Genomic DNA, 26,038 nt, shown 5'->3' with positions numbered 1-26,038 from the left:
CCTTTGCGTAGTGATATTTCCATATCTGAAAGGTATTAATTTTTCATATAACTAAAAGTGCTGCAATAAAATTGCAGGGTTTTAGACCCTAAGTTGAGACCAATAAAATTGAAAAAGAGACAAATAAGATTTCTCTTTTTTTGTCTCTTTAACTAATGATTAAGAATATTATTTTTTAGTTAATATCTTGAATATCCATTAACATACCTTCCCAATTTTTTTGATTGTTGTGATCGAATTGTGCTCCGTTTTCATCAGCTACAGTAAAACGTTTAATAGCTGGAGTTTTACTTGTTGCTTGATATAATTGATAAGCTTCTTCTTGTAAAGCATCTGCAATTGGTAAATCGATAGAAGCATATACAGCTCTTTTACAAGCTTCAATAGACTCTGCTGGGAATTTAGAAATACGCTCAGCTAAAGCATCAACATATGGCTCGATTTCATCTGCATCTAAAGCTTTATTAATTGTTCCAAATTTTTCAGCTTCATCTGTATCCCAATCTCTAGCACCTAAAATAATTTCTAAAGCTTTACCTAAACCTGATTGTCTAGCCATACGAGAAGTTCCACCACCACAAGGTAAAATTCCCATATCAACTTCCATTTGCATAAATTTAGCTTTTCCTCTAGCTGCAAAACGCATATCTAATGCTAAAGCCATTTCATGTCCACCACCACGTGCAAAGCCTTCTATTTTAGCAATTGTTGCTTGTGGTACATTGCTTAATCTTTCTAAAACCGCTTGAAGATCTAATAATTTTACTTCGTTTCTAGGAACAGCTTCTTCAGACATGTCTCTTAATAAGTTTGTATCGTAGTGACAAACCCAATATCCATCATTTGAAGATTGGAAAACCACAACTTTAACACTTCTATCTCTTTCTAATCGAAGACATAAACTGCTTAAATCTGCTAACATTTCTTGACCTTGAACATTAACTGGTCCGAAATTGATTGTTACATAAAGGATTCCTCCTTTTTGTTCTGCTGTAAACGTTTGAAAATTTTTATAATCCATGATATTTATTATTTAATTATTAATTGATGTTTCCTGCGAAAGTGTGTTGTTTTATTTTTCCGTTTTCTATGATGTAAGTATCTGTGGCTAATTGAACAGAGATATATTCATTTTTACCATGCCAAACGAAATAGACAACGTTAGCGTGAACTTCTTGCTTTAACGTTATAAAATCGAAGTCTTTAAAGTTTGGAAGAAACTCTTGATAAAATTGAAAGATTTCATCTTTTCCTTTATATGTTTTATCTGGAGTTATAAATATTGCATCTGAAGTATAATCCTGTATAACTAGCTCTGGATTTAGTGTTACAACTGCATCCATATGACTATCAAATACTGTTTTGAGGATTGTTCATAATTAGCTTTGTTTATGAGTTACAATGCAAAATTATGATGGTGACAGTCTTTAGTTTTGGTAAGAAAAAGTGAGCTTTTAGTAAAAAAAGAGGAAGTAATGTAAATAGAAGTTATCTAGCTATTATTCTTCTTGAATGTATTGGCAGTAACTCCTTTAATATTTAAAAATGTTTTATCTAAATGACTACTATCTGTAAAACCTAATTCTTGGGCAATCTCAGTAATTGTTAAGTTCGTGTATTTTAATCTGGTCTCTGCCAACTTTATTTTATAAGTGATTATATATTTTTTTAATCCAATATTCATTTTGTTTTTAAAATATTCACTGATATAATTTTCAGAAATATTAAATTGAGTTGCCAAATGCCTTTTGCTTAGTTTTTCTGGATTATGGATATGAAAATGAATATAATTGAGAATATCTTGGATTTTCGACTTTTTATTTTGTGCCTTTACAATAATTACATTTCTAGATAGGATATGTAAAACGGTATGAAGTACAGATTCTAGAACAATTTCACTTTTTAAGTTATCATTACTATACTCATTGCAAAGCACTGTAAAAAGTGCTAATACACTTGTTTCATCTACCTTTGAATTTAGTTGTATTTGTGAAGTTCTATTAGCTCCTTGAAAAATAACTTCAATTTTCTTAAACCACTCATTTACTTTTATTTGATCTTCTTTAGTTGAATAATCACTAAAAAAACTATTTAAAAATTTTATAGCTGAAACTGTAGTAGGTTTTTCAATTTCTAAATTATACTTATCATCTGGTATCAAGATGAAAATTTGTTTATCAGAATAGCTTATTTTATGCTCATTAATAATGATATTACCTTCTCCTTTTTCAATAAAAAGGATTTTAAAAAAACGAATTGATGTGTATTTACAAAACTCTAAAGTGTTAACACTCTCGAATTTTTGTATAACTATATTTTCAAATATTGCTCTAGGCATTTTATGCATTTTATCTACATAAAATTAACTATAGTAAATACAAAATACAATAACGGTCTAAAATGATAGTAGCATATTATATTATGTTTTATCTTTCTAAAGTCATATATATTAATTATTTTGGTAAATTGAATTATTATACACAATTGCGAAAAAATTAGAGTTTCCCCAATGGATAATTGGTTTTTAAACCAGATACACATAAAATGGCTTTATCTATTTGTTATTACATTGTTTTTAACATGTAATACCTATGGATTAGAAGAACAAAAAGATAATAGTATTAATCTTAAGGGAATTTCTTTTGCTAATCACGAGGAAATAGACTTAAAATCTGATTGGGAATTTTATTGGCAAGAACTTATTCTACCTGGTGATTTTGATAGTTTTAACCCTTCAGCAATTGTTTCTTTAAAAAATTGGACTAATTATACATTAGAAAAGCATAAAAAACTTCCTTCTTTTGGATATGCGACATATCGATTAAAATTCCATGTTTCTAAAAACACACCTAATCTTTCTCTTTACATACCAGCTGCTTATGCTTCATCCAAATTATGGATTAATGGAAAGTTAATTTCCGAAATAGGTAAAGTTGCAACTACAAAAGAAAATGTTTTACATCGAAGGTATACTCAAATAATTCCTTTAAATACACACGAAGTCGATTTTGAAATTGTTATTCAAGTCGCTAATTTTTATCATAATAAAGCAGGAATAGATAAGCCATTAAAATTAGGAACAAGTCATCATTTAAATACTGTAAAATCTAAACGAATAGTTGCAGATATGCTGTTTATAGGTTGTTTAGGCTTTATTGGAACATTCTTTATCGTTTTTTTCTTACTCTATTGGAATAAAGATAAAGCCATTTTATATTTAGGAATAGCCTGTGTTTCTTTGGCTTATATGGCTTTAAGTGATCGTTATGCACCTTTAGCAGAAATTTTTAAATCTGCTAGTTGGGTTCTTTTAACTAAAATAGAATATACTTCACTGTTTATTGCTGGAACTACAGCAAGTTTATTTTTCTCTGTAATTTTTAAGCAAGACGTTCATAAACTCTATGAAAAAATACTGAAATATAGCTGCTTATTACTCGTTGTATTGGTAATTATTTTGCCTTCACCTTATTTTACTCAATTAATATTACCGTTTCTAATTTTAATGATTATAAATCTGGTATATGTAACTTATATAATTGTTAGAGCTATGTTTACAGGAAAACTACATGACTCTATTTTAATGTTAGCCAGTACGTTACTAGGTTCAATAGTATTTTACATTCATATTTTTGTGTTTCTTGGTAATAACGATAATGCTATTGTTTATGTAAATTTTGGATATGTTTCTGTATTCCTTTTGTTATCTATGCTTTTAATGGTTCGTTTTTCTAGTTCATTTAAACAATTAGAAAAATCTAGATCTTTAGCTTTACAACAGAAAAAAGAAATTACAGACAAATCAGAACAATTATCTAATATTAATATTGAATTAAAAGAGAATTTAAGGCAATTAAAAAGTTTTAATGAAGAATTAGATAGTTTTAATCATATTGTATCACATGATTTAAAAGCTCCTCTTGTAGCTATGCATTCACTTGTATCTTTTATTGAAGAAGATTTGGATGACACGTTAGATGATAATGCTAAAGGATATTTTGATTTATTGAAAGAGAGAATTTCCAAAATGAATGCTTTAATTAACGGATTATTAGAATATTCTAAAGTTTCTAGAGGAGAAAAAAAGAAAGAATTATTTAGTTTAAATGATCTACTAAATGAAATCATAGATATTATTAATTACCAAGAAGATAGTATTATTAATATTCCTTTAGAAAACATAAATATTATTGCCAATAGAATTGAGTTAGAACACGTTTTTCAAAACTTAATCAGTAACTCTATTAAATATAATGATAAAGAGAAAACCATTATAGATATTTCATTTCTTCAGAGAGAAGATGAATATGTATTTTCGGTTGAAGATAATGGACCAGGTATAGAACCTCAATATCATAATAAAATTTTTGAGATTTTCAGTAAATTAAATACTAACGATGCTGTAGAAAGTACAGGTGTTGGACTTTCAATTGTTAAGAAAGTAGTTACTGAAAATCATGGTAAAATTTCCGTAGAATCTAAAATGGGTATAGGAACTAAAATCAGTTTTACTTGGAAAATTTAAAAAATTAAGCTTCTCTATTTAATAATAAAGAAGCTTATTCTAACAGGTTTTAAGTACCTAAATTAATTAAATCGATATCCCTTTCTTCCATTAATTAATATGAGATTAAATTAGTGAAATTTATGAATTCAAGATATGATAAATATCAGTTAGGCATACTTTTTAAGCTGTTGTTTGTCAAGATTAAATCTTAATTGACAATTAATAAATTCATAGTTAATTCCATCATTAGAAATAATATTCTCAGGAAGAACTATAATACGTTTAAAAGCTTGTGCTATTTTAGAGCGTCGTGATTGTCCTTTTTGCACTTGACGTTCTCCACAAATGGCGAGCATATTGTCTTCCCAAAATACTCTAATTTTCCATTTAAGAGAATTAGAAAAAGTTAATTTAACTGAATAATTTTCTTCAGTTTCATTGATCGATAACGGGGGTAAATAATCGTTGTTTCTAAGAAAGTAATTACTGAACTTAATGTAATCATTAGTTACCCAAGGCGTTAAATCTTGATTAAATTTAGTAGTATACATAAACTAAAAAGTGTTTAATTAACTAATAACTTAGAAGCAGTTTGAAGATAATTAACTAATAGTTAAAAAACACTTATCATTAGACGAATAAACAATTTTAATCGTTCAATGTCAGTTTTTTAGGTATAAACGATATTTGCTTTTTGCTATTTTATATAATTCTGAAGCCTAAAAAGTTAATTAACAAATTGAATATAATCTTTTTTATTTGAGCTTTTTATAAAGTTTAAAAGATAAGCTACAATTTGTAAATTGGTAATGAATTTCCTCAGTCTTTTCAAGGTTTTTAGGAATTACAATAATTCTTTTAAAAGCTTGAATAACTTTTATTGGTGGTTTAGGCTTATCTTTGTTGGTATTTTCACGCTGACCACAAATAACCACTAAATCATCTTCCCAATATACTCTAAACATCCATTTACAAGAACCTGAAAAAATTAGTTTAATAGAATAATCATCTTTATTTTCAATAATAGTCAAAGGAGGCAGATAATCATTATTTCTAAGAAAATAATCGTTAAACTTAATAAAGTCATTAGTTATCCAAGGAGTTAATTCATTATTAAATTTAGTTGCATACATTGTTGTAAGATTTATATGAATAAATAATTAGAATGTATATTCAATATAAATCTGAAAAGAGAAAAGATCATTCATCAATAGACGAATGAATCTTTTTATAAGTTAGTTTTCAATTTTAAGAGTACTAATGAAAATTGAGTTTTACTTGTAACTCCAATTAAATTCATTAAAAAGAGCTTTCCAATTTTCTGGTAAGCTTGATTTTAAACTTAGCTTTTCGTCAGTAAATGGATGCGTAAAGTCTAAAGAGATAGCATGTAAGAATAAATTAGTCCAATTAAAATTATTGTCAAACATTGCATTATGGTTTTTATCTCCATATTTTCCGTCTCCTAAAAGAGGATGACTAATTTTATTCATATGTATCCTTAATTGATGTAAACGTCCTGTTTTAGGAGATAATTCAACTAAGCTATACCTAGAAGTATCGTAAGGTTTTACAGGTATATTTAAAGTTATATTCTGTAATGTTTTTAAATGAGTTTCTGCTTCTTTGTGGACGTTACTGTCTTTTCCTTTTACAGGAGAATCAATAATTCTTGTTTCTGGTCCAAAACCTCTTACTACTCCTAAATACTTTTTTTCAATTTGATTATCAGTAAATAACTGTTGAAACTTAGAAACGTATTGTGTTTCTTTAGTTAAGAGAATAATTCCAGAAGTTCGTCTGTCTAACCTATGAACAGGATAAAATTTTTGTTGAAATTGTTGATCTAATAATTGTAGTAGAGAATCTTCTTCTCTTACATTTCTTGAATGATATGCATGATGAACAACAACATCATTAGGTTTTGTGACTACCAAACAAAAATCATCTTCATAAATTATTTCTACAGACATAATAAGTTTTTACAATTAAAGATGGCAAATTTACAATATTCATAAAACAAAAAACCGCCTAAATAAAAATTTAGACGGTTGTATACTATTTGAAAGTTTCTATTTAAAAGTCTTGGAAAATAGCGTGCATCATACGCTTTTTATCATTAATGCTTTCTTCTAGAGAAATCATTGTTTCCGTTCTATTTACACCATGAATCTCATCAATCTTGTAGATAATGTCTTTCGCGTCATTAGTGTCTTTAGCTCTTACTTTACAGAAAATATTATACTTTCCTGCAGTAACATAAGCTACAGTTACGTTTGGTATTAAACGTAAATTATCAATAACATGCTGAGTCATTGACGTTTTTTCTAAGAAAATACCAACGTGAGCTATAAACGCATAACCCATTTTCTCGTAATCTAATGTTAAAGTAGACCCTTGTATAATTCCTTCATCTTCCATTTTCTTTACACGTACGTGAATTGTACCTGCAGATACTAATAATTTTTTTGCAATATCAGTAAATGGAGTTCTAGCATTTTCGATTAAAATATCTAATATTTGATGATCGATTTCGTCTAATACAAATTTCTTCATTTTTTAATTTTATTCATAGTATTGGGCAAAAATATGAATTATTTTTAATAAACAACAACAGTTAGGCTTGAAAAATTAAACATTTAATAAAAAATTAATACTCGAAAACGATTTCGTTGTGTCCAATATGTCCTTTTAAATTTCCTTCTTGATGTTTTTTTAACGTAGAAACGAATTGGTTATCTATAATTTTATCTTCATACTGATACGCTACATCATCTTTATCATTATGTCTATGAATTACATCAAAAAATTGCTTGTTATTATTAGGAATTTCAAAATAAGCTTCGTGTTCAGAAAAATCTTCAGTTGAAGAAATATAATATAATCCTTTTAGTAAAGCATAAAAATTGAATTTTCGTACTTCTTCCCTATTGTAATCATCTTTGTAATGCCCAGCTTCAATAAGAATAGTATTATGACCTAACTTTTGAAAATTATCGCCAGTTGCTGTTGGATAAAATTCGTCTGTATATCTACCTACTTGATTTGGAATAATTGTTTGTAATAATTCATTCATTGCAATGATTACATTCATCGTTTCTTTTCTACCCGCTGTAATTTTTCTAGTTTCTTCTTCAGAAGGTGCTAAGAAAGAAATTGTAGCCGGTTGATTTTTCCCTTCTACTCCAAAAATGGTTCTTTGATCATGTAAATTGAAGCAAAATTTAGGATTGAATTTATCTAGTGTATTTCTTAATAAGATACTTTCACAAGCTTCTAAATCTACAGCATCACGATTTAAATCAACTTCTTTAGCATTAACTCTTGTATACGCTAAAGATCCATCTGGATTTAACATCGGTATAATTGTTATAGAACAATTACTTAATATTGTTTTCGTAATATGATGATCTGGGTAGGTTTCGAAAAATTTAAATAAATCAAAAAGTGCTTTTGTACCAGTACTTTCATTACCATGCATTTGACTCCAAATCATGATTTTTTTAGTTCCTGTGCCTAATTTTAATTTATAAATGTTTCTTTTCTCTTCAGATTCACCTAACAATTCAATTTTAAATATCTCTTTATTAAGTAATTGTATTAATGGTTCTACATCTGAAAGAGTTATCCACTTTCCAAATAACTTATCTTCTTTAATTTTAGGATAAATTTCTTCTAATATAGACCTTGTAATGTTTGTATTCATATTTAAATTGAAAACCAATTTTTAACTAATTCTTTTTCTATTGGAGTAACAGAATTGTGTACGTAATCATTTTTGATTGGATCATAAGTATAGTCTTTAGACCAATTTTCGATGTTAGTAGCTAATTCTTTTAATGAATTACAGATAAACTCTAATTCTTGTGTTGTTATTGTAGGATGAATAGATAAACGTATCCAACCTGGTTTTTCGATATTACAACCTTCTAAGATTTGATTTTCTATTGATTTAGAAGTTTCTCGATCTACATTTAGTAAAAAATGTCCGTAAGTACCAGCGCAAGAACATCCTCCTCTAGTTTGAATTCCGAAGCGATCATTTAATAATTTAACAACTAAGTTAAAATGATATTTTTCGAAATAAAAAGAAAAAATACTTAAACGATCTTTATGATTTGGAGCTAAAATATGTACGCCATCTAATTTTTCTAAACAATCGAACATTACTTCATTAATCTCATCTTCTCTAGCTTTAATATTAGCTGTTCCCATTTGTTCTTTTAATTGCATAGATAATGCAATACGGATTGTTTGTAAAAATGCAGGTGTACCTCCATCCTCTCTAGTTTCAACATCATCGATATAATCATGTTCTCCCCAAGGATTTGTATAAGTTACTGTTCCTCCACCTGGATTATCAGGAATAACGTTTTTATAGAGTTTCTTATTAAAAATTAATACACCTGAACTACCTGGACCACCTAAAAATTTATGTGGAGAAAAGAAAATAGCATCTAAATATTCATTTTCATTTTCAGGATGCATATCAATATCTACATAAGGAGCAGAACAAGCAAAGTCTACGAAACATAAACCATTGTACTTATGAATTAAAGCAGCTACTTTATGATAATCTGTTTTTATACCTGTAACATTAGATCCTCCAATAATTGAGGCAATCTTTATAGGCCTGTCTTCATACTTCTGAATTACTTTTTCAAACATTTCAAGACAAACCAATCCTTCATTGTTACAAGGAACAACTTCAACATCTGCAATAGTTTCTATCCATGAAGTTTGATTTGAATGATGTTCCATGTGACTTACAAAGACTATTGGTCTTTTCTCATCTGGAATTGTAGTATGTTCTCTTAAGTTTTCAGAAACTTTTAAGCCTAAAATACGTTGAAACTTATTTACAACACCTGTCATGCCTGAACCTTCAGTAATTAAAACATCTTCTGAAGAAGCATTTACATGACGTTTAATAATATTACGAGCTTCATGATATGCTAGTGTCATAGCAGCACCTGAAGTAGATGTTTCTGTATGTGTATTAGCTACGAAAGGGCCGAAATCGTTAATTAACTTATCTTCAATAGGTCGATATAAACGTCCACTTGCAGTCCAATCAGTATATAAAAGTTTTTTTTCACCGTAAGGTGTTATAAACTTTTGATCTATACCTATAATATTGTTTCTAAATTTTTGAAAATACTGCTCTAATGTCAAAGTTTCACTACTCTTCATAATACGAATTTCTATAAAAAATTTCGAATGTTAAATTTCTTATTCAATATTTAACAATCCTACTAAATTTGTATGGTAATAAAAAATCCCGCACTTATGCGGGATTCAAATTAAATTATTTCTTTTATTTCTTTTATAAAACGTTCTGCCAGATCATCTGCTTTTTCTTGTGACATGGCTTCTGTATAAATTCTAATAATTGGCTCTGTATTAGATTTTCTTAAATGTATCCATTCTTTAGGGAAATCTATTTTTACTCCATCGATAGTATTTACATCTTCATTTTTATATTTCTCGACCATCGTTGCTAAGATTTTGTCTACATCGATCTCAGGAGTTAATTGAATTTTATTTTTACTCATAAAATAACTCGGATAACTATCACGTAAAGCTCTACATGAAATTTTCTTGTGAGCTAAATGAGATAAAAATAAAGCTACACCAACTAATGAATCTCTACCATAATGAGAATCTGGATAAATAATACCTCCATTTCCTTCACCTCCAATAACTGTATTAGTATCCTTCATCATTTGAACAACATTCACTTCTCCTACAGCACTTGCGGTATATGTTCCTCCATGAATTTCAGTAATATCTCTTAAAGCTCTTGAAGAAGATAAATTAGAAACTGTATTTCCTCCTTTATTTTTGCTTAAAACATAATCTGCACAAGCGACTAAGGTATACTCTTCGCCAAACATAGAACCATCTTCACAAATTAAAGCTAAACGATCTACATCTGGATCAACAACAATACCTAAATCAGCTTTCTTTTTTACAACTAATTCAGAAATATCAGTTAAGTGTTCTTTTAAAGGTTCTGGATTGTGTGGAAATTGTCCATTAGGTTCACAATACAACTCAACACACTTAACTCCTAATTCTTTTAATAAAGCAGGAATAGCAATACCACCTGTTGAATTTACACCATCAACAACAACTTTAAATTTAGCTTTTTTAATCGCCTTTTTATCAACTAAAGGAAGTTTTAATACTTCTTTAATATGTTTTTTGATATAATTTTTCTTTTTCTTGTAAATACCTAAATCATCTACTTCAGCAAAATCAAAATCATCATTATCTGCTATTTCTAATATCTGTTTTCCATCATCACCATTAAGGAATTCTCCTTTCTCATTTAATAACTTTAAAGCATTCCATTGTTTTGGATTGTGTGAAGCTGTTAAAATAATTCCTCCATCTGCTTTTTCTATAGGTACTGCAACTTCTACAGTTGGTGTAGTTGATAAACCTAAATCAATTACATGTATTCCTAATCCAATTAAAGTGTCTGATACTAAACCACTGATCATTTTACCAGAAATTCTAGCATCTCTACCTATTATAATTTTTATATCTTTTTTATCCTTGTTTTTATTCTTAATAAATGTTCCATAGGCCGCAGCAAATTTAACTGCATCGATTGGAGTTAAGTTATCTCCTGTATTACCACCTATAGTCCCCCTAATTCCTGAAATGGATTTGATTAATGTCATATTTTGTTTTCCAGTTTTCAACAAATATAATCATCTAAATTCTAAGCAAAAAAAAACACTGAATAAACAGTGTCTTTTATTTATTTTGATGTGTGGGTATGCTTATAAATTGAACATAATTCCAGCGTTTAAATATCCGCCTCCTCCTATACCGGTATAAGACGCTCTTAAAGCAATGTTGCTACTTAACTTATATTCAAAGATAGGTCTAAAATAAAATCCATTATTGGCGTTATTTATTCCAATACCATAACCAGCATCTACTCCCAAATTTATTTTATCAGTTGCATCAAATCTACCTGCAAAAGCTAATGGTAAAACGATCCCATTAAAGTCTGTTACAACAAATAAACCTGATGCAGCACCAATTTGAAATCTTTTATTTTCGGCATTGAATAAATAATCTAAATCTGCTCCAATAACTAAATCGGAATTATTACCCCCTGTTGTAAAACCAATATTTGCACCTAATCTTAATTTTCCATCTTGTGCTAATCCATTAAAAGCAAAAGCTACGAAAGCAATAATGCATAAAATTTTTTTCATTTTTTAGATTTTTAAATTTGATACTCTTAACGACAAATATAGTACCAAAGTATAATTTAAACCAAGTTATACATTTCAAAAACAAAAAACCACTACAAAAATGTAGTGGTTTTGATTTTATTAAATAGAATCAGGAATTATTTTCCTTCCATTTTTATTACTTACTCAAAAAAACTATAAATTTTGCTTCTTATTTTCTAATTTATCTTTCATATCTTTTCTATTAATTTCAAAAATATAAATTAAAATAAATAAAAATATAGAATAATTAAATATGGTTTCTAATAAATTAGATTTAAACCCTATGAGGGTTATAAAGTTATAGACTAATTTACTAAGAACTAGCAGTAATCCAAAAATAATTATTTTTCTAAAACGTTTAATACTCATAATTTTTTAATCATTTGACTCTCCATATAGGCAAAAACCAAATTCAGCTACCATTATTGCAGCACCAATAGGTCCTGCAAATCTTGATAGGAACTTAGTGAAAGCCTTTGTTATTAGCTTAATTTTAGCCTTTTTTAATCCTTTCATCCCTACGTATGAAATAAATCCTAAACCTACAGCCTTAACAGAACAATTCCAAATTTCATCAGCCGTAAGATGTGGTTTCGTTTGTGCATTCAAAGAATCTATAAATAAATCACTTACATTGAAATTATTATTAACAGTTTTATTTTCTTCAATTTTTTTCTCAAGTGAATTTAAATATATGATTTTTTTTTAATAAAAAACCACTACAAAAATGTAGTGGTTTTGATTTTATTAAATAGAATCAGGAATTATTTTCCTTCCATTTTTCTCTTTAATTCAGCTAATCCTCCGATATCACCTAAAGTAGTTTTTTCAGATTCTTGAGCTTTCTTAGCTGCTGCTTTTACATTTCTTTGCTCTTCTTCTCTGAAGATAGAAGTGTGAGAAACAACAATCTTACGGTACTCTTTGCTAAATTCAGTTACCATAAACTCTACAGTATCTCCTTTAGCTAATTTACCACCGTCTTCTTTTTCTAAGAAACGTGATGGAGCAAATGCTTCAACACCATCTTCAAAAGTTACAGTAGCTCCTTTATCATTCTTGTTTGTGATAGTACCTTCGAATTTAGATCCGATAGCATACTTAGCTTCGTGAGCATCCCAAGGATTATCTTGAGTTTGCTTGTGACCTAAGTTTAACTTACGGTTCTCTACATCTAATTCTAATACTTGAACAGCTAATTTATCACCTACAGTTACGAATTCAGATGGGTGCTTAACTTTCTTAGTCCAAGATAAATCAGAAATATAAACTAATCCATCAATTCCTTCTTCTAACTCTACGAATACACCGAAGTTAGTGTAGTTACGTACAGTTCCTTCGTGCTGAGAACCAACAGGGAATTTAGTAGTAATATCTGTCCAAGGATCTGGGTGTAATTGCTTCATACCTAAAGACATCTTACGCTCTTCTCTATCTAAAGTTAAGATTTGAGCTTCAACTTGATCCCCTACTTGTACGAAATCTTGAGCAGAACGTAAGTGTGTAGACCAAGACATTTCAGATACGTGGATTAATCCTTCTACTCCATCTTCTACTTCTACAAACGCACCATAGTCAGCTAATACAACTACTTTACCTTTTACTTTATCTCCTACTTTTAATCCTCCGTCTAAAGCATCCCATGGATGAGCAGATAATTGCTTTAATCCTAATTGGATTCTAGACTTGTTATCATCAAAGTCTAAGATTACAACGTTTAATTTTTGATCTAATTCAACAACTTCACTTGGGTGGTTGATACGAGACCAAGATAAATCAGTAATGTGAATTAATCCGTCAACACCTCCTAAGTCAACAAATACACCATAAGAAGTTACATTCTTAACAACTCCTTCTAATACTTGTCCTTTCTCTAATTGACCAATGATTTCACGTTTTTGATCTTCTAAATCTGCTTCAATTAACGCTTTATGAGAAACTACTACATTCTTAAATTCGTGGTTGATTTTAACAACTTTGAATTCCATAGTTTTTTCAACATACTGATCGTAATCACGGATAGGCTTAACATCGATTTGAGAACCTGGTAAGAAAGCTTCAATACCAAATACGTCTACGATCATACCACCACGAGTTCTACACTTAACAAAACCGTTAACGATTTCTCCAGTTTCGTGTGCATTATTAACTCTATCCCATGCTTTAATTACACGAGCTTTTTTGTGAGATAATACTAATTGACCAGAAGAATCTTCTCTTTTGTCAACTAATACTTCTACTTTATCACCAACAGCTAAATTTGGATTGTAACGGAATTCATTTAAAGAAATAACTCCTTCAGATTTAGAGTTAATATCAATAATTGCATCACGATCTGTTACACGTACAACTTCACCTTCAATTACATCACGCTCATTTACGAAACCAACAGTTCCTTCTAATGCTTGTTCGAATTCTTTTAATTTAGACTCATCAACTTCATCAATACCTTCTTCGTATTTATGCCAGTTAAAAGTTGCTAAAAATTGTGCTGGATCTACAGTTGGATCAACTGTTTTTTTTGTTTCTTCAGACATGTCTGAAATAATTTTGTATCTTTTTGTTATTCAGATTTTTAACGACAATAACTCAAAGAGAGATTAAACTTATAAAATTTTTTTTGAACCTTTTTAATAATCCGTTGTCGAAAAAAGGCGTGCAAATCTACGCATTATTAGTGAGTTAACCTATTTTGAAATTCTTTTATTTAATGATTTAACCATATTTTCTTTTTAAAGCAATTATTTAACTGATAGTTAATACGTTATAAGTATTAATTTAAAAGTACAGTATTATTTTAATAGATTGACTCCTTATAAATACTCAAAATATTGATTTTCAACAATTTAACACTTATAAAATCAAATTATTTGATTAGATTTGATGTGTTCTGTTTTAACAAAAAACGTTTAATATTTTATTTAGAACACCCCCGAAGTAATCAAATAAAAATTTCGATTGAGTAGCTACTATCTTTTATTGATTGCAAAAGGCCGCTTCCGAAAAGCCTTAATAGAGTAGGAAAAAACCAACCAATTTTAATTTTAATCATGGAAACATTAGTAAAAGAACAATCAAAAAACGAAATTTTAGCAACTTCTACTGAAATCAGAACAATTACAGACTTATGGAATGCAACTATAGAATATTACAAAGAAGGTTTATATGACACAGATGCTATGTATAATGTATACAGACGTTCTACACCTAGAATTACATTTCAAGATATAGCAAATGTTTTTTCAGGTGTTTATGCCGACACATACTGGAATGTAGTAAAAATGGATGCTTCTATTTTAAGTAAACATATGGTTCAGGCATTAGGATTAAGTGATAACCAAGCAACTTTATACGCTAATAACGCCATGAGGCAATGGAGAGGAGCATTCTCTAGAAATAATATTTCTGATACAGGTTCTATTCCTAGTCAAGGAGCTTACACACAAAGTATTGATATTGTTTGCAATCAAGATGCTCCATTAATACCAGCTCAATTAATAGAAAACTGGAACAATGAGTTTTGGAAAACTCCAACTGTTGGTAAAAACTATATTTATGTTAGAGTTCAGAATAAAGATTTTGTAGGTGATTTAGCAATAAAAGCTCAAATGTTTTATACGACTGGAGGTTTTAATCAACCACCTAGTAGCTGGATTCAATGTTTAACAGTAGATGGAGATAAGCAAGAAGGTGATATTTTATTATTAGACAACAAGCCTGGAGTTTTAAATTTAGGAGACAGAGGAGCTTCTGAAGCTTTTTATTTTAATCCAAAATCTACAAATCATGTATGTGTAATTGCTGCAATGAGAGATGAATATTTTGTGAAAAATGACCCATTAGGAATTTCTGGAAGTAATTGGAATTCTACAGTTTGGATTACTCATAATGGTGCTGCTGTTTGGCATAATGTAAATCCTCAAGTAAATGCAAATACTGAATTACGTATTTTCAATCAAGATGGAACAAATGAAAAGTTCATTTTAAATGCTCAATGTAGAAATGTACCTGTAGGTTACACTATTTCTTTTGAATCAAAAGACAAGTTAATTAACTCTGGTGAAATCACTATCAAAAAAGATTCTCAATTTATACAAACTGAATTTGCATTACCTGGTTATTATGAAGGAGATGTAGATGTGAAAATTGAAGGACCGAATGGAGAATTACTACCTCAAAACGCTGCAGTAGAATTAACTATGTTATGGAAATTACCTAAAGGACACGATTTTTATACTAAAGCAGCTGAAACTTTTGATGCTTTAGATTTAGTTAGAAATGAACGTTCTGTTTTAACTTCTTTAGGTTCTTACACAATTACAGGACAAGAAAATTACACTCTTAAAGGTCAAGAAAACTAATAAACTCTTTATTAAAGATTGTTTAACCCTCTTCACATGAAGAGGGTTGTTTAATTCTATTAAAAGTAATTTTATAATTTAATTAGCTCATCAATAATAAATCGATATGTTAACAACACATTGATATTATTTTTTTTCAATCCTCTTAGGTTAGGACTTAATCTTCCAATGTTATTTAAGAATTGGAAATTCCCTTCTCCTGGAGCTTCAACCAGAGTTCCCCAATCTACACCAATTAAAACATTATGCCTTTTAAATTCAAACTTACTCCCTACAACAAAATGAATATGATTTCCATCTAAAATTGTGTTTCTAAGTTCATTATTTACAGATTGTCTATTTCTGTAGGCAAAATTATTCGTTCTTAAACCTCCAGAAAGTTCTACCTTATTACTTATTTTTCTTGAATATCCAACTCCTACATTAAAAACACCTTCACTACCATTTACCCATGAAGCATTATTGTTAACAGATTCAATAGTTCCCATTTCATATTCAGAAATACTAGAATAATAACTTGCTGTAGCCCAAATTTTACTTCCTGTTTCAAACAAATAACTATAACCTAGAGAAAATTCCCAAGGTGTTTTAATTTCTGTATCAATATCATTATCTATGATCTGAACAGAATCATTAGTAGTGTTGTCAATATTTACAAAAGTACTAGTAAACTCACCATTACTATTCAATCTTAAATATTTAGGTGTAGTTATTGTAACACCAAAATCATGATTATTTGAATCGTATAAAAAACCTAATTTTGTAACAAAACCAATATCACCATAGTTACTATTTTGCTGTGAATTAAAATAACTATTCGATGTAGCCATATTGTTGGTCATATCAAATTGCTCTATTAGAATATTATTACTATAACTAAAATCGGCTACAGTTAAGAATTGACTTACACCTAAATGAGTTTTAGGTCCTATTTTAAAACTAGTTCCCGCTCCAAACCAACTATCTTCTCCTGTGTATTTATACTCAAAAAATTGAGTAGTTAAATCATTTCCATTTGTAGTTTCTCTTTTAGCACTAAAGTTATCCGTAAGAACACTTTTACTAATCTTTATGAAAGCAATATCAAAACCTTTTATATTCACTTTAAAAGAGATTAAAGAAGGTCTTAATCCGAAATTTGTATTTAATTGACTAGTTTCATTTCCTCCCCAAAAATTATCAAACCCGAAAGTTCGTATAGCTGGTTGAAATAACGAAATACTTACTTGAGAAGGAGCTTTATGAATTGCTGCTGGATTATAATAAGTCATACTTTCATCATCTGCTCCAGCAATTACTGAACCACCTAAAGTTGCACCTTTTATACCGAACTGCTCCGTATCGTATAAATAATTTTGAGAATAAATAAGATTATTAATACAACAAAAAAGTAATAAGAGTAAATATCTTTTATGCATAGGGAAATGAATGAGAAATAGTAAAAGGTATTACTGAATACTATTTAAACTATTTTTTGGGGGTTATATTATATTTCTGAAATTTCTAATTTATATATACTTTGAAAAGTATTAAAAATATGTTCTGAATCTTTTTTTCGAACAGAAATCACATACTCACAATCTAATTCTAACTTTTGATTTAAAATTTCTAAGTTCTTTTCTTTAATAACTCGTTGAACTTTATTCATTAAATCGTATCCGAATTTTAACTTAAAATGTACATCGATAGTTTTTTCTATAATTTCTGAAGCTTCTAAAGCCAATTGAGCAGAAGTTCTATAAGCACTAATCAACCCTCCTACTCCAAGTTTTACTCCACCAAAATAGCGAACAGAAACTATAAGAACATTTGTTACTTCAAATGCTTGTATCTGACCGTAAATAGGCTGGCCAGCAGAATTATTAGGTTCTCCATCATCATTTGCTCTAAACCTAATATCTTCTGTTCCTAATTGCCAAGCATAACAATGATGTCTTGCTGTGTGATGTTTCTTTTTTACTTCTTCTAAGTATTTTTTTACATCATCTTCGGTTTTAACAGGAAAAGCGTAACCGAAAAATTTACTATTTCTGTCTTTAAATAAAGTTTCTTCAGATGGTTTAATTACTGTTTTGTAAGTATCTTTTTCCATAGAATTAAACCATTGTAATTAAAATGATACTAAAAACAGCTATGGCAATTCCAATCCAATTTCTATTTTCTAATTTTTCTTTAAAAAGAAATAAGCCAGCAATTGTAGTTAACAAAACTATACTAACATTGTTTATTGTAAAAAGTATAGCACTATCAAAGCCTTCTATTTTAAGTGCACGAATTAAAAATTCAATCGAAAAATAATTTGGAATACCTAATGCAATTCCTGCTATAATATTTTTAGTGTTAATATTCTTACCATTTTGAAAAAGTAACTGATATAAAAAATATATTATACCTAAAACAAAAGCGATCCCGAAAATAGAAGCTGAAAAAATAGACACATTCTCCGAAGAAACATGATTAACCTCAGTAAACTTAAGTAAAGTATCTATAGCTCCTGATCCTAAAAATAAAAGAACAGGGAAAAGTAAAGAACTACCTTCTATCGTTTTACTATTTTCTTTAACAGATGTTAAATATACAGCCAACAAAGCCAAAAGTATACCAATTACCTTTACAATAGTAACACTTTCGTTATATAAAATAACGCCAAAAATAATTGGAATAACAACAGCCATTCTTCCAGATACAGATGCTACTGAAAGTCCATTTTTTTGTGAAGTTAAAGCCATTAAATTGAAAATGGTAATAAATAAAAAACCTAAAAAACAAGCTCCTAAAAACCAAGGTTGACTAGGTATTTCTTGAATTGGTAATTTCACAGGAGAATATAAATACCCTATTGAAAAAGCTATAATATAGTTTACTACTATAGCTTGAAATGTATCTACCTTAAATCTCTCGAAAAGTTTAAAAATCACATATAAACTGCTCGATATTAAAATACTTAAAACTAAATAAATCATACGTTAAATTCCTCTATCGACAACAAATCTACAACATCTTCGCTAGCAGGATCTATATTCCAAACCTTAATTCCTAAATTCTTAGCAGTATCAGTATTCTCTTTAGTATCATCAATAAAGAATGTTTCTTCTGCAATTAATTGATTTTCATTCAAAACAAATTCATAGATATTTTCGTTAGGTTTTCTCAAATTAATTTCATGAGATAAATAAAATTGTTCATAACAAGATTTAAACTCATTATATAATTCATCTCCCCAATTCTTTTGAATCCAAGAAATATGTAAATCATTTGTGTTACTTAGTAAAAACAAACGGTACTTTTTCGAATCTGCTAATTCTTTTAAAAACTTAAGCCTACGCAATGGAAAATCTAATAAAATAGCATTCCAAGCATCAATTAACGCTTCTTTATCTATCTTGAATTCATTATGAAAATACCCAACAAATTCTTCGGTTGTCATTAATCCCATTTCATAATCATAATACACTTGCATCATAGATTCTGAAACTTCATTTACACCTAATTTGGCTAATGCTACATAAGTAGCTTGTTTATCGAGATTAATGAATACATCACCAAAATCGAAAATGATATTTTTAATCATTAAAAAAATACTTTAATGTGTTATTTTTTATTTTCTCTTGTTTTGATAAGAAGTAATTTAAAACAGGTGCTTTTATACCTTCAGAAAAACTAATATCTCCTATAAAAACTCTAGCTTCATCCCATAAATCCTCATCTATAAAACTTTGCAAAGTTTGTCTTCCTCCTTCAATAATTACTGATTGAATTTTATGTTTTGATAAAACTTCACAGATTTGAGATGCTAATTCTCTTGAAAAATCAATACGTTCGAATATAATATTTTCATTAGTTCCTTTTTCTTTTTCCGTTAAAACTATAGTTGGAATACTTCCATCTAAAACACTTAAATTATTTGGAATTCTAAGTGATTTATCTAATATAACTCTTGTAGGATTATTTCCACTCCAACTTCTAACATTCAATTTAGGATTATCAGCAATAACTGTATTGGTTCCAACTAAAATCGCATGTTCTTCACTTCTCCATTTATGAACTAATTGTTTAGCATACGTATTTGAAATCCAAACTGGTTCTTGAGTTTCTTTATTTTTTGGGGCTATAAAACCATTGCTAGTTTCTGCCCATTTTAAAATAATATAAGGTCTCTGCTTATTTTGAACGGTAAAAAAACGTTTATGATGCTGTTTACATTCTTCTTCTAAAACTCCAACTTTTACATTACAACCTGCTTTTTTCAAACATTTAATTCCTTCTCCAAAAACTAAACTATTAGTATCTACAGTTCCAATAACAACATTTGGAATTTGTTTTCTAACTATTAAATCTGCACAAGGTGGTGTTTTTCCATGATGTGAACAAGGTTCTAAAGTCACATAAATTGTAGCTTCTTTTAATAAAGATTCGTCTTTAACCGAATTTACAGCATTTACTTCTGCATGTGGACCACCATACGGATCTGTAAATCCTTCACCTATTATTTTATCATTATGAACAATTACAGCACCTACAGAAGGATTTGGCCTTGCAGTTCCAATTCCGTTTTGAGCTAACTCTAGGCATCTAGCCATGTATTTTTTATCGTAATTCAATGTGATTGTATTAAAACTTAATTTTTACTTCTTCAGTTTTATCAACAACGTAAGAATTTGAAAAACCTAATACTTTATATTTTATAACTCCTTTAAATTGGACTTTCAAATTATTATTTATTAAAGAACTCAGAATTCCTCCTAAAATTCCATTTTTTTTATCATTGAAAATCTTATTCGCTGGCACAACAACATTTAACGGGATAGAAAACTCTTCATTAGCAGGTACTTTAAACTCTTCCGAAGATACTTGCGCTACTTCTTCACCACTAATAATAACTTTAATCTCATCTGTAGCTAACTTCCCTCCTATATCATTTTCATTTTTAAAATAAGCTTTGGCTTGTAATCTAACAGTATCAGATTTTAATGATAAGAACTTAATATCGTCTACTTTAATAAAGGTAGGTTTCTTTTTTACTGAACAATTCACTAACAAGAAACATATAGCTGTAAAATAAATTAAATTCTTCATTTGTTTTCTATAAATTTGATTCATCAAAAGTACCAATTTACCTTGAATATATGAAGCTAAACGACTTCAGAACTTTTTTTAATAAAGAACTAGAAAATATATACCCTAAAAAAGAGATAGATGCTTTCTTTTTTAGAATTATTGAAGATGAAATGGGATTAAGTTTACTTGACCTTTTTACTCAAAAGGATACCATCTTAAACCCAAGCAAATTAGAATTATTCAATAATATATTAAATCGACTAAAAAAAGAAGAACCAATACAATACATTTTAGGTTCTACTGAATTTTATGGATACAAATTTTATGTGAATCCCTATGTTTTAATTCCTCGACCAGAAACTGAAGAATTAATTAGTTGGGTAAAAGAAAATTTAACTACTGATAAAACACCTAAAATACTAGATATTGGTACAGGTTCTGGATGTATAGCCATTACTTTAAAAAAAGAACTACCCAATAGTGATGTATTTGCAATAGATATTTCGGAAGGCGCTATAAAAACAGCTAGTAATAATGCTGAAAATAATAGAGCGGAAATCAATTTTATTAAACACGATATTCTATCTGAGAAAAAATTAGAATATAAATATGATATTATTGTTTCTAATCCTCCGTATGTAAGAAATCTAGAAAAACAAGAAATAAAAAATAACGTACTAAATAATGAACCACATTTAGCGTTATTTGTAGAAGATGATAATCCATTGATTTTCTATAAAAGAATTGCTGATGTAGCTAAATACGCTTTAAATCCAAATGGAATTCTTTTTTTTGAAATCAATCAGTATTTAGGAATAGAAACCAAAGAAATGTTGATTAATAAAGGGTTTAAAAACGTAACTTTAAAACAAGATTTATTTGGTAACGACAGAATGATTAAAGCCAATCTTTAAATAATTATTATGGAAGATAATCTCCAAAACGAATTAGAAAAACTACAAAAAGAAAATGATGCTTTACGTGCTAAAGTAGACAGAGCTAACCAAAAAGCTCAACGAAAACAAGAACGAACTAAAAAAACTTTAAGCTGGACATGGAAATTATTTACAGGTGCCTCATTAAATAAAAACTTTAATAACTGGTTTACTGAATTCCATACAGAAAGAAAAGTTTCTCCAGATACTTCTGCTAATTTACTTACATCCTTAGTACAACGATTTGTTCGTGTACGTCTATTGAGTGTGATTTTATTGTTATTTTCTATAGTTCCGTCTTTAGTATCATTATACATATTAGTGAAACAGAATGACTTAATTAGAACTCAAAACGCTCTTGTTGAAGGAACACGAAAAAGTTCTTACAGCTTTCAATTAGAGGGTATTTATGATGCGATTGGAAGAAATAACGGAAAAGTAACTAAAAATATAAGATCTAGAATTATCTCACTTTCTCACAGTTTAACACCATATAAAATTTTAGAAGAAGATGGTAAGCTTTCTAATAAGACATACAGCTCAGAAAGAACTCAACTTTTATTATTCTTAGTAAACTCGGGTATTAATACTAGTGAATTAGATAAAATTTATGCTGCTTCAGATTTTTCACATTGTTATTTTAAAAATACAAATTTAACAGGTGCTTATTTATCTGGGATTAATTTAGCTAATTCTAACTTTGAAAATGCTGAATTACAGAGAGCTAAATTAGATGGAGCTAATTTAACTAACTCAAACCTTAAAAATATTCAGTTTTCTAACGGATGGGCAAGAAATACCATTTTTATTAATACTGATTTAACCGATGCAAGAATCACTAAAGCTAAAGATCTTTCTGGAGCAGATTTTACAGACGCCGAAATCAGTAATACTAATTTTGATTTATCAGAACTCAAAAACGTAAAAGGATTATAAAACAAAGAAGAGGCTTAAATAAGCCTCTTCTTTGTTTTATGTAGAATTTTATTGATTACTTAAAGTTATAAGTAATTCCGAAATTGATTCCAAATGAAGAATATGGTGCTTCAGGTGAAGGTAAACCATTTTCTCCCCATTGTAATTCTTCTTGTAACAATAAAGCTAACTCAGATAATGGAGTAACAGCTAATTGTTGAGCTAAAGCATCAGCAGGTACATTAATTGTTCCATTTAATGTAGCATTAAAATCTCCTAATTCAGAAGTATCTCTAGTCACGTTAATTGCCATATATTCTACTTCAGCAAATAACGAAAATCTTTCAGTAATAGGAAATTTATATCCAGCAGCTCCTATAAAACCTAAAGGAAACTTACCTCTAAAATCAGTAGTAAAATCAGCTTTTACATCACCTGTACCTGTTAAAGCAGCTGGTAACGTTAAATCTACCACAGCTTCAGTTTTTCCTGCTATTTTAGTTAAAACACCAGCACGTACATATACATTTTTAGTAATGTTATAAATTCCAGATAAAGAAGCTCCAAAAGCTCTACCTCTAGTTTTCATATCTAAAAGACCTTCAACTTTTTGAAACTGTTGGTCAGTTCCATAGATATATCCTACACCTACTTCTACTCCCCATTTTTCATTAAAAAAGTATCCACCTCTTAATTGAGTTTGTACTCCTTCACCATAACTTCCTTCGAAAGTGCCAAGATCAACAATACCACCAGTTGTTGGAGATAAAACAGAATTTGTTCCAAATTCCTTCTCTCCTGCTCCAAATGCATATCCTCCACTAAAAGATACATAAAATTGTGCGCTAGCTGTAAATGAACATAAGACTACACACAATACCAAAAAACTATTTTTAATCATAAATATTAAATGTTTGTTGCAATTATTGAGGCGCGAAAATCATAAAAATATCAGTATTTTTGGCTATCAGAAGCCATATTTTTTTACTTTTTTTGAATACAAATATTTTAAGAACTGACGTACAGGATTTTATAAATTCCAATTTAAAAAATGATATTTCTAAACTCATTTTTAAAGGGAGTCCTTTTGATAAAATTTCAGTACAGGAATTAGCAAATCAAATACAAGCCAAGCAAAAAAGCGAGAAAAAACTTCCAACTTGGTTTACCACAAAAAACATTTATTATCCTGCTAAAATCTCAATAGAACAAACATCTTCTGAAATTACCGCAGCTTATAAATCGAAATTAGTCAAAGGAAAAAAAATAGCTGATATCTCTGGTGGTTTTGGTGTAGATTCATACTATTTTTCTAAAGTATTTGAAAAAGTATTCCATTGTGAAATTAATTCTGAACTTTCTGGAATTGTAAAGCACAATGCAGGTCAGTTAAATATTAACAATATAGAAACTAATAATATTAATGGAATTCAATTTATTGAACAATATATTGGTGAATTCGATTGCATTTATATAGACCCATCTAGAAGAGATACACAACAAAATAAAGTCTTTTTTTTAAGAGATTGTGCTCCGAATGTACCTGATTCTTTAGATATATTATTTGCAAAATCAAAGCAAATACTTATAAAAACTTCACCTTTATTAGATCTTTCTTCAGCAATAAAAGAATTAAATAATGTTAAAGTAATCCATATTGTTGCTGTAAATAATGAAGTTAAAGAGTTGCTGTTTTTACTTGAACATAATTTTAATGGAAATACTACTATTAAAACAGTAAATATTTTAAAATCTGAAGTACAAAAATTTAATTTCAATTTATCTGAAGATAAAACTACTCCAGAATACAGTTTACCTTTAAATTATTTATACGAACCAAATGTTGCTATTTTAAAATCTGGAGCGTTTGATAGAATTGCAACTCAATTTAATATAAAGAAATTACATAATCATACACATTTATATACTTCAGATGTATTAGTTGAATTCCCAGGAAGATCTTTTAAAATTGAAAAAACAATTCCTTACAACAAAAAAATAATTCAAAGAGAAGTTCAAGAAAAGAAAGCAAATATTACTGTAAGAAACTTTGGTAAATCAGTAGATCAGATAAGGAAAGAGACTAAAATTAAGAATGGTGGCAACACATATATTTTTGCGACTAAACTCTTAAATGAATCTAAGGTTTTGATAATCAGCAGTAAAATTAAATAGTTTTTTTTATCTTTGGTTTGGTTACTTAACTAAGTTAGAGGTAGCTACTGAAAAGTGTTTAAGGGGGAAACACTAGCGTAGCCTAGGTCTTTTAGGCTACGCGCCCCTTACAATTCTTAACTACTTACACTACAGTTTACTTATATTTTAAAAAGATTTGTATTTTAGCTTCAATAATCAATATAACTCAACTCAATGCCTTTTTTAAACGATCAAGAACTAGAAGACTTACAACAAGAGATAAAAGACCTAAACTCTAAAAATGAAGATTTAGAAAATGAATTGAATGAAAAAGTTGAAGAAATTGCAGATGTAAAAAGTGTATCTCGAAATAGAAATATAATTTTAAGCTTTATTGCCGGGATTAGTTTGGCATTAGCTTATTTTGCCTATCAAGGTAAATTTGGTGGTCCAGCATCAAAAACGTCAGCTTTAAATCAAGAGCAAATAGACAGAATTATTGACAGTGTTCAAACTGCTAATTCAGATAACTATCAAGATGAAAGTTATAATGATGAATATGACGATGAAGGTTCTTCTACTGGCAATGGTAAAATTTCTGCCATTAAAGATGGAATAAAAGGAAAAACGGTTTATTCTGTACAAATTGGAGCTTTTACAGAAAAAAGATATCCTTTATTATCTAAAACCATAGCAGGAAATTTATCTGATGATGATTATTTAAGATATTCTATTGGTTTATTTGAAACGCTTAAAGAAGCTCAAAATTTCAGAAGGCAATTATTAAAATATGGATTTGAAGATGCATTTGTTGCATCTTATGTAAACGGAAAAAGACAACAAATTCACAAACCTTATTAAGAACAA

The 26,038-nt window shown here is 28.7% G+C and carries 26 protein-coding genes; 6 read left to right on the top strand and 20 right to left on the bottom strand.

Annotated features, from left to right (window positions below; translation table 11 throughout):
* Window positions 1-175 precede the first annotated feature (175 nt).
* The 3 genes from Q1A46_RS13185 to Q1A46_RS13175 all read right to left on the bottom strand — a co-directional run bounded on the left by Q1A46_RS13185 (window position 176) and on the right by Q1A46_RS13175 (window position 2,338).
* Window positions 176-1,021, bottom strand: coding sequence for an enoyl-CoA hydratase/isomerase family protein (locus Q1A46_RS13185; protein ID WP_299679403.1), 846 nt, complete (start codon window positions 1,019-1,021; stop codon window positions 176-178).
* 19 nt (window positions 1,022-1,040) lie between these two features.
* Window positions 1,041-1,343 carry a nuclear transport factor 2 family protein gene (locus tag Q1A46_RS13180; RefSeq protein WP_299679400.1) on the bottom strand — a complete coding sequence of 101 codons (303 nt, stop codon included), beginning with the start codon at window positions 1,341-1,343 and terminating at the stop codon, window positions 1,041-1,043.
* A gap of 149 nt (window positions 1,344-1,492) precedes the next feature.
* Window positions 1,493-2,338 (bottom strand): helix-turn-helix domain-containing protein, encoded by an 846-nt coding sequence (locus Q1A46_RS13175; protein ID WP_299679397.1) that lies wholly within the window; start codon window positions 2,336-2,338, stop codon window positions 1,493-1,495.
* A 171-nt stretch (window positions 2,339-2,509) separates the two neighbouring features.
* On the opposite strand from Q1A46_RS13175, the gene Q1A46_RS13170 reads away from it, so the two are divergent.
* The gene (locus Q1A46_RS13170) at window positions 2,510-4,525 is read left to right on the top strand and encodes an ATP-binding protein (RefSeq protein ID WP_299679394.1); all 2,016 of its coding nucleotides are present in this window, start codon (window positions 2,510-2,512) and stop codon (window positions 4,523-4,525) included.
* A 149-nt stretch (window positions 4,526-4,674) separates the two neighbouring features.
* Here the strand turns inward: Q1A46_RS13170 and Q1A46_RS13165 are convergent, their stop codons facing one another.
* The 10 genes from Q1A46_RS13165 to rpsA all read right to left on the bottom strand — a co-directional run bounded on the left by Q1A46_RS13165 (window position 4,675) and on the right by rpsA (window position 14,303).
* Window positions 4,675-5,058, bottom strand: a complete 384-nt coding sequence (locus tag Q1A46_RS13165; RefSeq protein ID WP_299679391.1) for an Hsp20/alpha crystallin family protein — start codon at window positions 5,056-5,058, stop codon at window positions 4,675-4,677.
* A 204-nt stretch (window positions 5,059-5,262) separates the two neighbouring features.
* Window positions 5,263-5,640 (bottom strand): Hsp20 family protein, encoded by a 378-nt coding sequence (locus Q1A46_RS13160; RefSeq protein ID WP_299679388.1) that lies wholly within the window; start codon window positions 5,638-5,640, stop codon window positions 5,263-5,265.
* Window positions 5,641-5,781: 141 nt separating this feature from the next.
* Complete coding sequence (locus tag Q1A46_RS13155; protein WP_299679385.1) at window positions 5,782-6,480, bottom strand: pseudouridine synthase; 699 nt, start codon at window positions 6,478-6,480, stop codon at window positions 5,782-5,784.
* Between the two features lie 103 nt (window positions 6,481-6,583).
* Entirely contained in the window at window positions 6,584-7,063 is a 480-nt protein-coding gene (locus Q1A46_RS13150) for an Lrp/AsnC family transcriptional regulator (protein ID WP_075340951.1), read from the bottom strand.
* Between the two features lie 94 nt (window positions 7,064-7,157).
* Window positions 7,158-8,213 carry a M14 family zinc carboxypeptidase gene (locus Q1A46_RS13145; RefSeq protein WP_299679383.1) on the bottom strand — a complete coding sequence of 352 codons (1,056 nt, stop codon included), beginning with the start codon at window positions 8,211-8,213 and terminating at the stop codon, window positions 7,158-7,160.
* A gap of 2 nt (window positions 8,214-8,215) precedes the next feature.
* On the bottom strand, window positions 8,216-9,700 hold the full coding sequence (locus tag Q1A46_RS13140) for an aminotransferase class V-fold PLP-dependent enzyme (RefSeq protein ID WP_299679381.1): 1,485 nt from the start codon (window positions 9,698-9,700) through the stop codon (window positions 8,216-8,218).
* 110 nt (window positions 9,701-9,810) lie between these two features.
* The gene (gene glmM, locus Q1A46_RS13135) at window positions 9,811-11,199 is read right to left on the bottom strand and encodes a phosphoglucosamine mutase (protein WP_299679378.1); all 1,389 of its coding nucleotides are present in this window, start codon (window positions 11,197-11,199) and stop codon (window positions 9,811-9,813) included.
* A gap of 102 nt (window positions 11,200-11,301) precedes the next feature.
* Window positions 11,302-11,745: a hypothetical protein gene (locus tag Q1A46_RS13130; protein WP_299679373.1), complete on the bottom strand. Its 444-nt coding sequence runs from the start codon at window positions 11,743-11,745 to the stop codon at window positions 11,302-11,304.
* A gap of 396 nt (window positions 11,746-12,141) precedes the next feature.
* Window positions 12,142-12,375, bottom strand: coding sequence for a hypothetical protein (locus Q1A46_RS13125; RefSeq protein ID WP_299679370.1), 234 nt, complete (start codon window positions 12,373-12,375; stop codon window positions 12,142-12,144).
* A gap of 155 nt (window positions 12,376-12,530) precedes the next feature.
* Window positions 12,531-14,303, bottom strand: a complete 1,773-nt coding sequence (rpsA, locus tag Q1A46_RS13120) for a 30S ribosomal protein S1 (protein WP_299679367.1) — start codon at window positions 14,301-14,303, stop codon at window positions 12,531-12,533.
* Between the two features lie 513 nt (window positions 14,304-14,816).
* Here rpsA and Q1A46_RS13115 point away from each other — a divergent pair.
* Window positions 14,817-16,127 carry a hypothetical protein gene (locus Q1A46_RS13115; protein ID WP_299679364.1) on the top strand — a complete coding sequence of 437 codons (1,311 nt, stop codon included), beginning with the start codon at window positions 14,817-14,819 and terminating at the stop codon, window positions 16,125-16,127.
* 71 nt (window positions 16,128-16,198) lie between these two features.
* Here the strand turns inward: Q1A46_RS13115 and Q1A46_RS13110 are convergent, their stop codons facing one another.
* From Q1A46_RS13110 to Q1A46_RS13085, 6 genes are all read right to left on the bottom strand, one after another.
* Window positions 16,199-17,545: a hypothetical protein gene (locus tag Q1A46_RS13110; RefSeq protein ID WP_299679361.1), complete on the bottom strand. Its 1,347-nt coding sequence runs from the start codon at window positions 17,543-17,545 to the stop codon at window positions 16,199-16,201.
* A gap of 68 nt (window positions 17,546-17,613) precedes the next feature.
* The gene (locus Q1A46_RS13105; RefSeq protein ID WP_299679358.1) at window positions 17,614-18,219 is read right to left on the bottom strand and encodes a YigZ family protein; all 606 of its coding nucleotides are present in this window, start codon (window positions 18,217-18,219) and stop codon (window positions 17,614-17,616) included.
* Window positions 18,220-18,223: 4 nt separating this feature from the next.
* Window positions 18,224-19,090, bottom strand: coding sequence for a DMT family transporter (locus Q1A46_RS13100; RefSeq protein WP_299679355.1), 867 nt, complete (start codon window positions 19,088-19,090; stop codon window positions 18,224-18,226).
* Window positions 19,087-19,698: an HAD-IA family hydrolase gene (locus tag Q1A46_RS13095; protein WP_299679352.1), complete on the bottom strand. Its 612-nt coding sequence runs from the start codon at window positions 19,696-19,698 to the stop codon at window positions 19,087-19,089. The genes Q1A46_RS13100 and Q1A46_RS13095 overlap by 4 nt, the downstream gene beginning before the upstream one ends.
* On the bottom strand, window positions 19,691-20,728 hold the full coding sequence (gene ribD / locus Q1A46_RS13090; protein WP_373456513.1) for a bifunctional diaminohydroxyphosphoribosylaminopyrimidine deaminase/5-amino-6-(5-phosphoribosylamino)uracil reductase RibD: 1,038 nt from the start codon (window positions 20,726-20,728) through the stop codon (window positions 19,691-19,693). The genes Q1A46_RS13095 and ribD overlap by 8 nt, the downstream gene beginning before the upstream one ends.
* A 10-nt stretch (window positions 20,729-20,738) precedes the next feature.
* Entirely contained in the window at window positions 20,739-21,203 is a 465-nt protein-coding gene (locus Q1A46_RS13085) for an LEA type 2 family protein (RefSeq protein WP_299679346.1), read from the bottom strand.
* A gap of 50 nt (window positions 21,204-21,253) precedes the next feature.
* On the opposite strand from Q1A46_RS13085, the gene prmC reads away from it, so the two are divergent.
* Complete coding sequence (prmC, locus tag Q1A46_RS13080) at window positions 21,254-22,099, top strand: peptide chain release factor N(5)-glutamine methyltransferase (protein ID WP_299679343.1); 846 nt, start codon at window positions 21,254-21,256, stop codon at window positions 22,097-22,099.
* Window positions 22,100-22,108: 9 nt separating this feature from the next.
* Window positions 22,109-23,056, top strand: a complete 948-nt coding sequence (locus Q1A46_RS13075; protein ID WP_299679340.1) for a pentapeptide repeat-containing protein — start codon at window positions 22,109-22,111, stop codon at window positions 23,054-23,056.
* 55 nt (window positions 23,057-23,111) lie between these two features.
* Here the strand turns inward: Q1A46_RS13075 and Q1A46_RS13070 are convergent, their stop codons facing one another.
* Entirely contained in the window at window positions 23,112-23,936 is an 825-nt protein-coding gene (locus Q1A46_RS13070) for an outer membrane beta-barrel protein (protein WP_299679337.1), read from the bottom strand.
* A 92-nt stretch (window positions 23,937-24,028) separates the two neighbouring features.
* On the opposite strand from Q1A46_RS13070, the gene Q1A46_RS13065 reads away from it, so the two are divergent.
* Together Q1A46_RS13065 and Q1A46_RS13060 are read left to right on the top strand one after the other, a co-directional pair.
* Entirely contained in the window at window positions 24,029-25,210 is a 1,182-nt protein-coding gene (locus tag Q1A46_RS13065) for a class I SAM-dependent methyltransferase (protein WP_299679334.1), read from the top strand.
* 195 nt (window positions 25,211-25,405) lie between these two features.
* The gene (locus Q1A46_RS13060; protein WP_299679331.1) at window positions 25,406-26,032 is read left to right on the top strand and encodes a hypothetical protein; all 627 of its coding nucleotides are present in this window, start codon (window positions 25,406-25,408) and stop codon (window positions 26,030-26,032) included.
* Window positions 26,033-26,038 lie beyond the last annotated feature (6 nt).

Source organism: uncultured Tenacibaculum sp. (genome assembly GCF_947502995.1).
In the GTDB taxonomy this organism is placed as follows: Bacteria; Bacteroidota; Bacteroidia; order Flavobacteriales; family Flavobacteriaceae; genus Polaribacter.
Note: the sequence above shows the minus strand (reverse complement) of the source record. Positions and strands in the feature narration are given on the sequence as shown.

Coding starts and splice junctions, on each gene's coding strand:
- Q1A46_RS13160 (WP_299679388.1), bottom strand. CDS start 5,640: ATGTATGCAACTAAATTTAATAATGAATTAACTCCTTGGATAACTAAT.
- Q1A46_RS13145 (WP_299679383.1), bottom strand. CDS start 8,213: ATGAATACAAACATTACAAGGTCTATATTAGAAGAAATTTATCCTAAA.
- prmC (WP_299679343.1), top strand. CDS start 21,254: ATGAAGCTAAACGACTTCAGAACTTTTTTTAATAAAGAACTAGAAAAT.
- Q1A46_RS13130 (WP_299679373.1), bottom strand. CDS start 11,745: ATGAAAAAAATTTTATGCATTATTGCTTTCGTAGCTTTTGCTTTTAAT.
- Q1A46_RS13185 (WP_299679403.1), bottom strand. CDS start 1,021: ATGGATTATAAAAATTTTCAAACGTTTACAGCAGAACAAAAAGGAGGA.
- Q1A46_RS13075 (WP_299679340.1), top strand. CDS start 22,109: ATGGAAGATAATCTCCAAAACGAATTAGAAAAACTACAAAAAGAAAAT.
- Q1A46_RS13140 (WP_299679381.1), bottom strand. CDS start 9,700: ATGAAGAGTAGTGAAACTTTGACATTAGAGCAGTATTTTCAAAAATTT.
- glmM (WP_299679378.1), bottom strand. CDS start 11,199: ATGACATTAATCAAATCCATTTCAGGAATTAGGGGGACTATAGGTGGT.
- Q1A46_RS13070 (WP_299679337.1), bottom strand. CDS start 23,936: ATGATTAAAAATAGTTTTTTGGTATTGTGTGTAGTCTTATGTTCATTT.
- Q1A46_RS13060 (WP_299679331.1), top strand. CDS start 25,406: ATGCCTTTTTTAAACGATCAAGAACTAGAAGACTTACAACAAGAGATA.
- Q1A46_RS13165 (WP_299679391.1), bottom strand. CDS start 5,058: ATGTATACTACTAAATTTAATCAAGATTTAACGCCTTGGGTAACTAAT.
- Q1A46_RS13175 (WP_299679397.1), bottom strand. CDS start 2,338: ATGCCTAGAGCAATATTTGAAAATATAGTTATACAAAAATTCGAGAGT.
- Q1A46_RS13105 (WP_299679358.1), bottom strand. CDS start 18,219: ATGGAAAAAGATACTTACAAAACAGTAATTAAACCATCTGAAGAAACT.
- rpsA (WP_299679367.1), bottom strand. CDS start 14,303: ATGTCTGAAGAAACAAAAAAAACAGTTGATCCAACTGTAGATCCAGCA.
- Q1A46_RS13100 (WP_299679355.1), bottom strand. CDS start 19,090: ATGATTTATTTAGTTTTAAGTATTTTAATATCGAGCAGTTTATATGTG.
- Q1A46_RS13150 (WP_075340951.1), bottom strand. CDS start 7,063: ATGAAGAAATTTGTATTAGACGAAATCGATCATCAAATATTAGATATT.
- Q1A46_RS13180 (WP_299679400.1), bottom strand. CDS start 1,343: ATGGATGCAGTTGTAACACTAAATCCAGAGCTAGTTATACAGGATTAT.
- Q1A46_RS13110 (WP_299679361.1), bottom strand. CDS start 17,545: ATGCATAAAAGATATTTACTCTTATTACTTTTTTGTTGTATTAATAAT.
- Q1A46_RS13085 (WP_299679346.1), bottom strand. CDS start 21,203: ATGAAGAATTTAATTTATTTTACAGCTATATGTTTCTTGTTAGTGAAT.
- Q1A46_RS13170 (WP_299679394.1), top strand. CDS start 2,510: ATGGATAATTGGTTTTTAAACCAGATACACATAAAATGGCTTTATCTA.
- Q1A46_RS13155 (WP_299679385.1), bottom strand. CDS start 6,480: ATGTCTGTAGAAATAATTTATGAAGATGATTTTTGTTTGGTAGTCACA.
- Q1A46_RS13115 (WP_299679364.1), top strand. CDS start 14,817: ATGGAAACATTAGTAAAAGAACAATCAAAAAACGAAATTTTAGCAACT.
- Q1A46_RS13095 (WP_299679352.1), bottom strand. CDS start 19,698: ATGATTAAAAATATCATTTTCGATTTTGGTGATGTATTCATTAATCTC.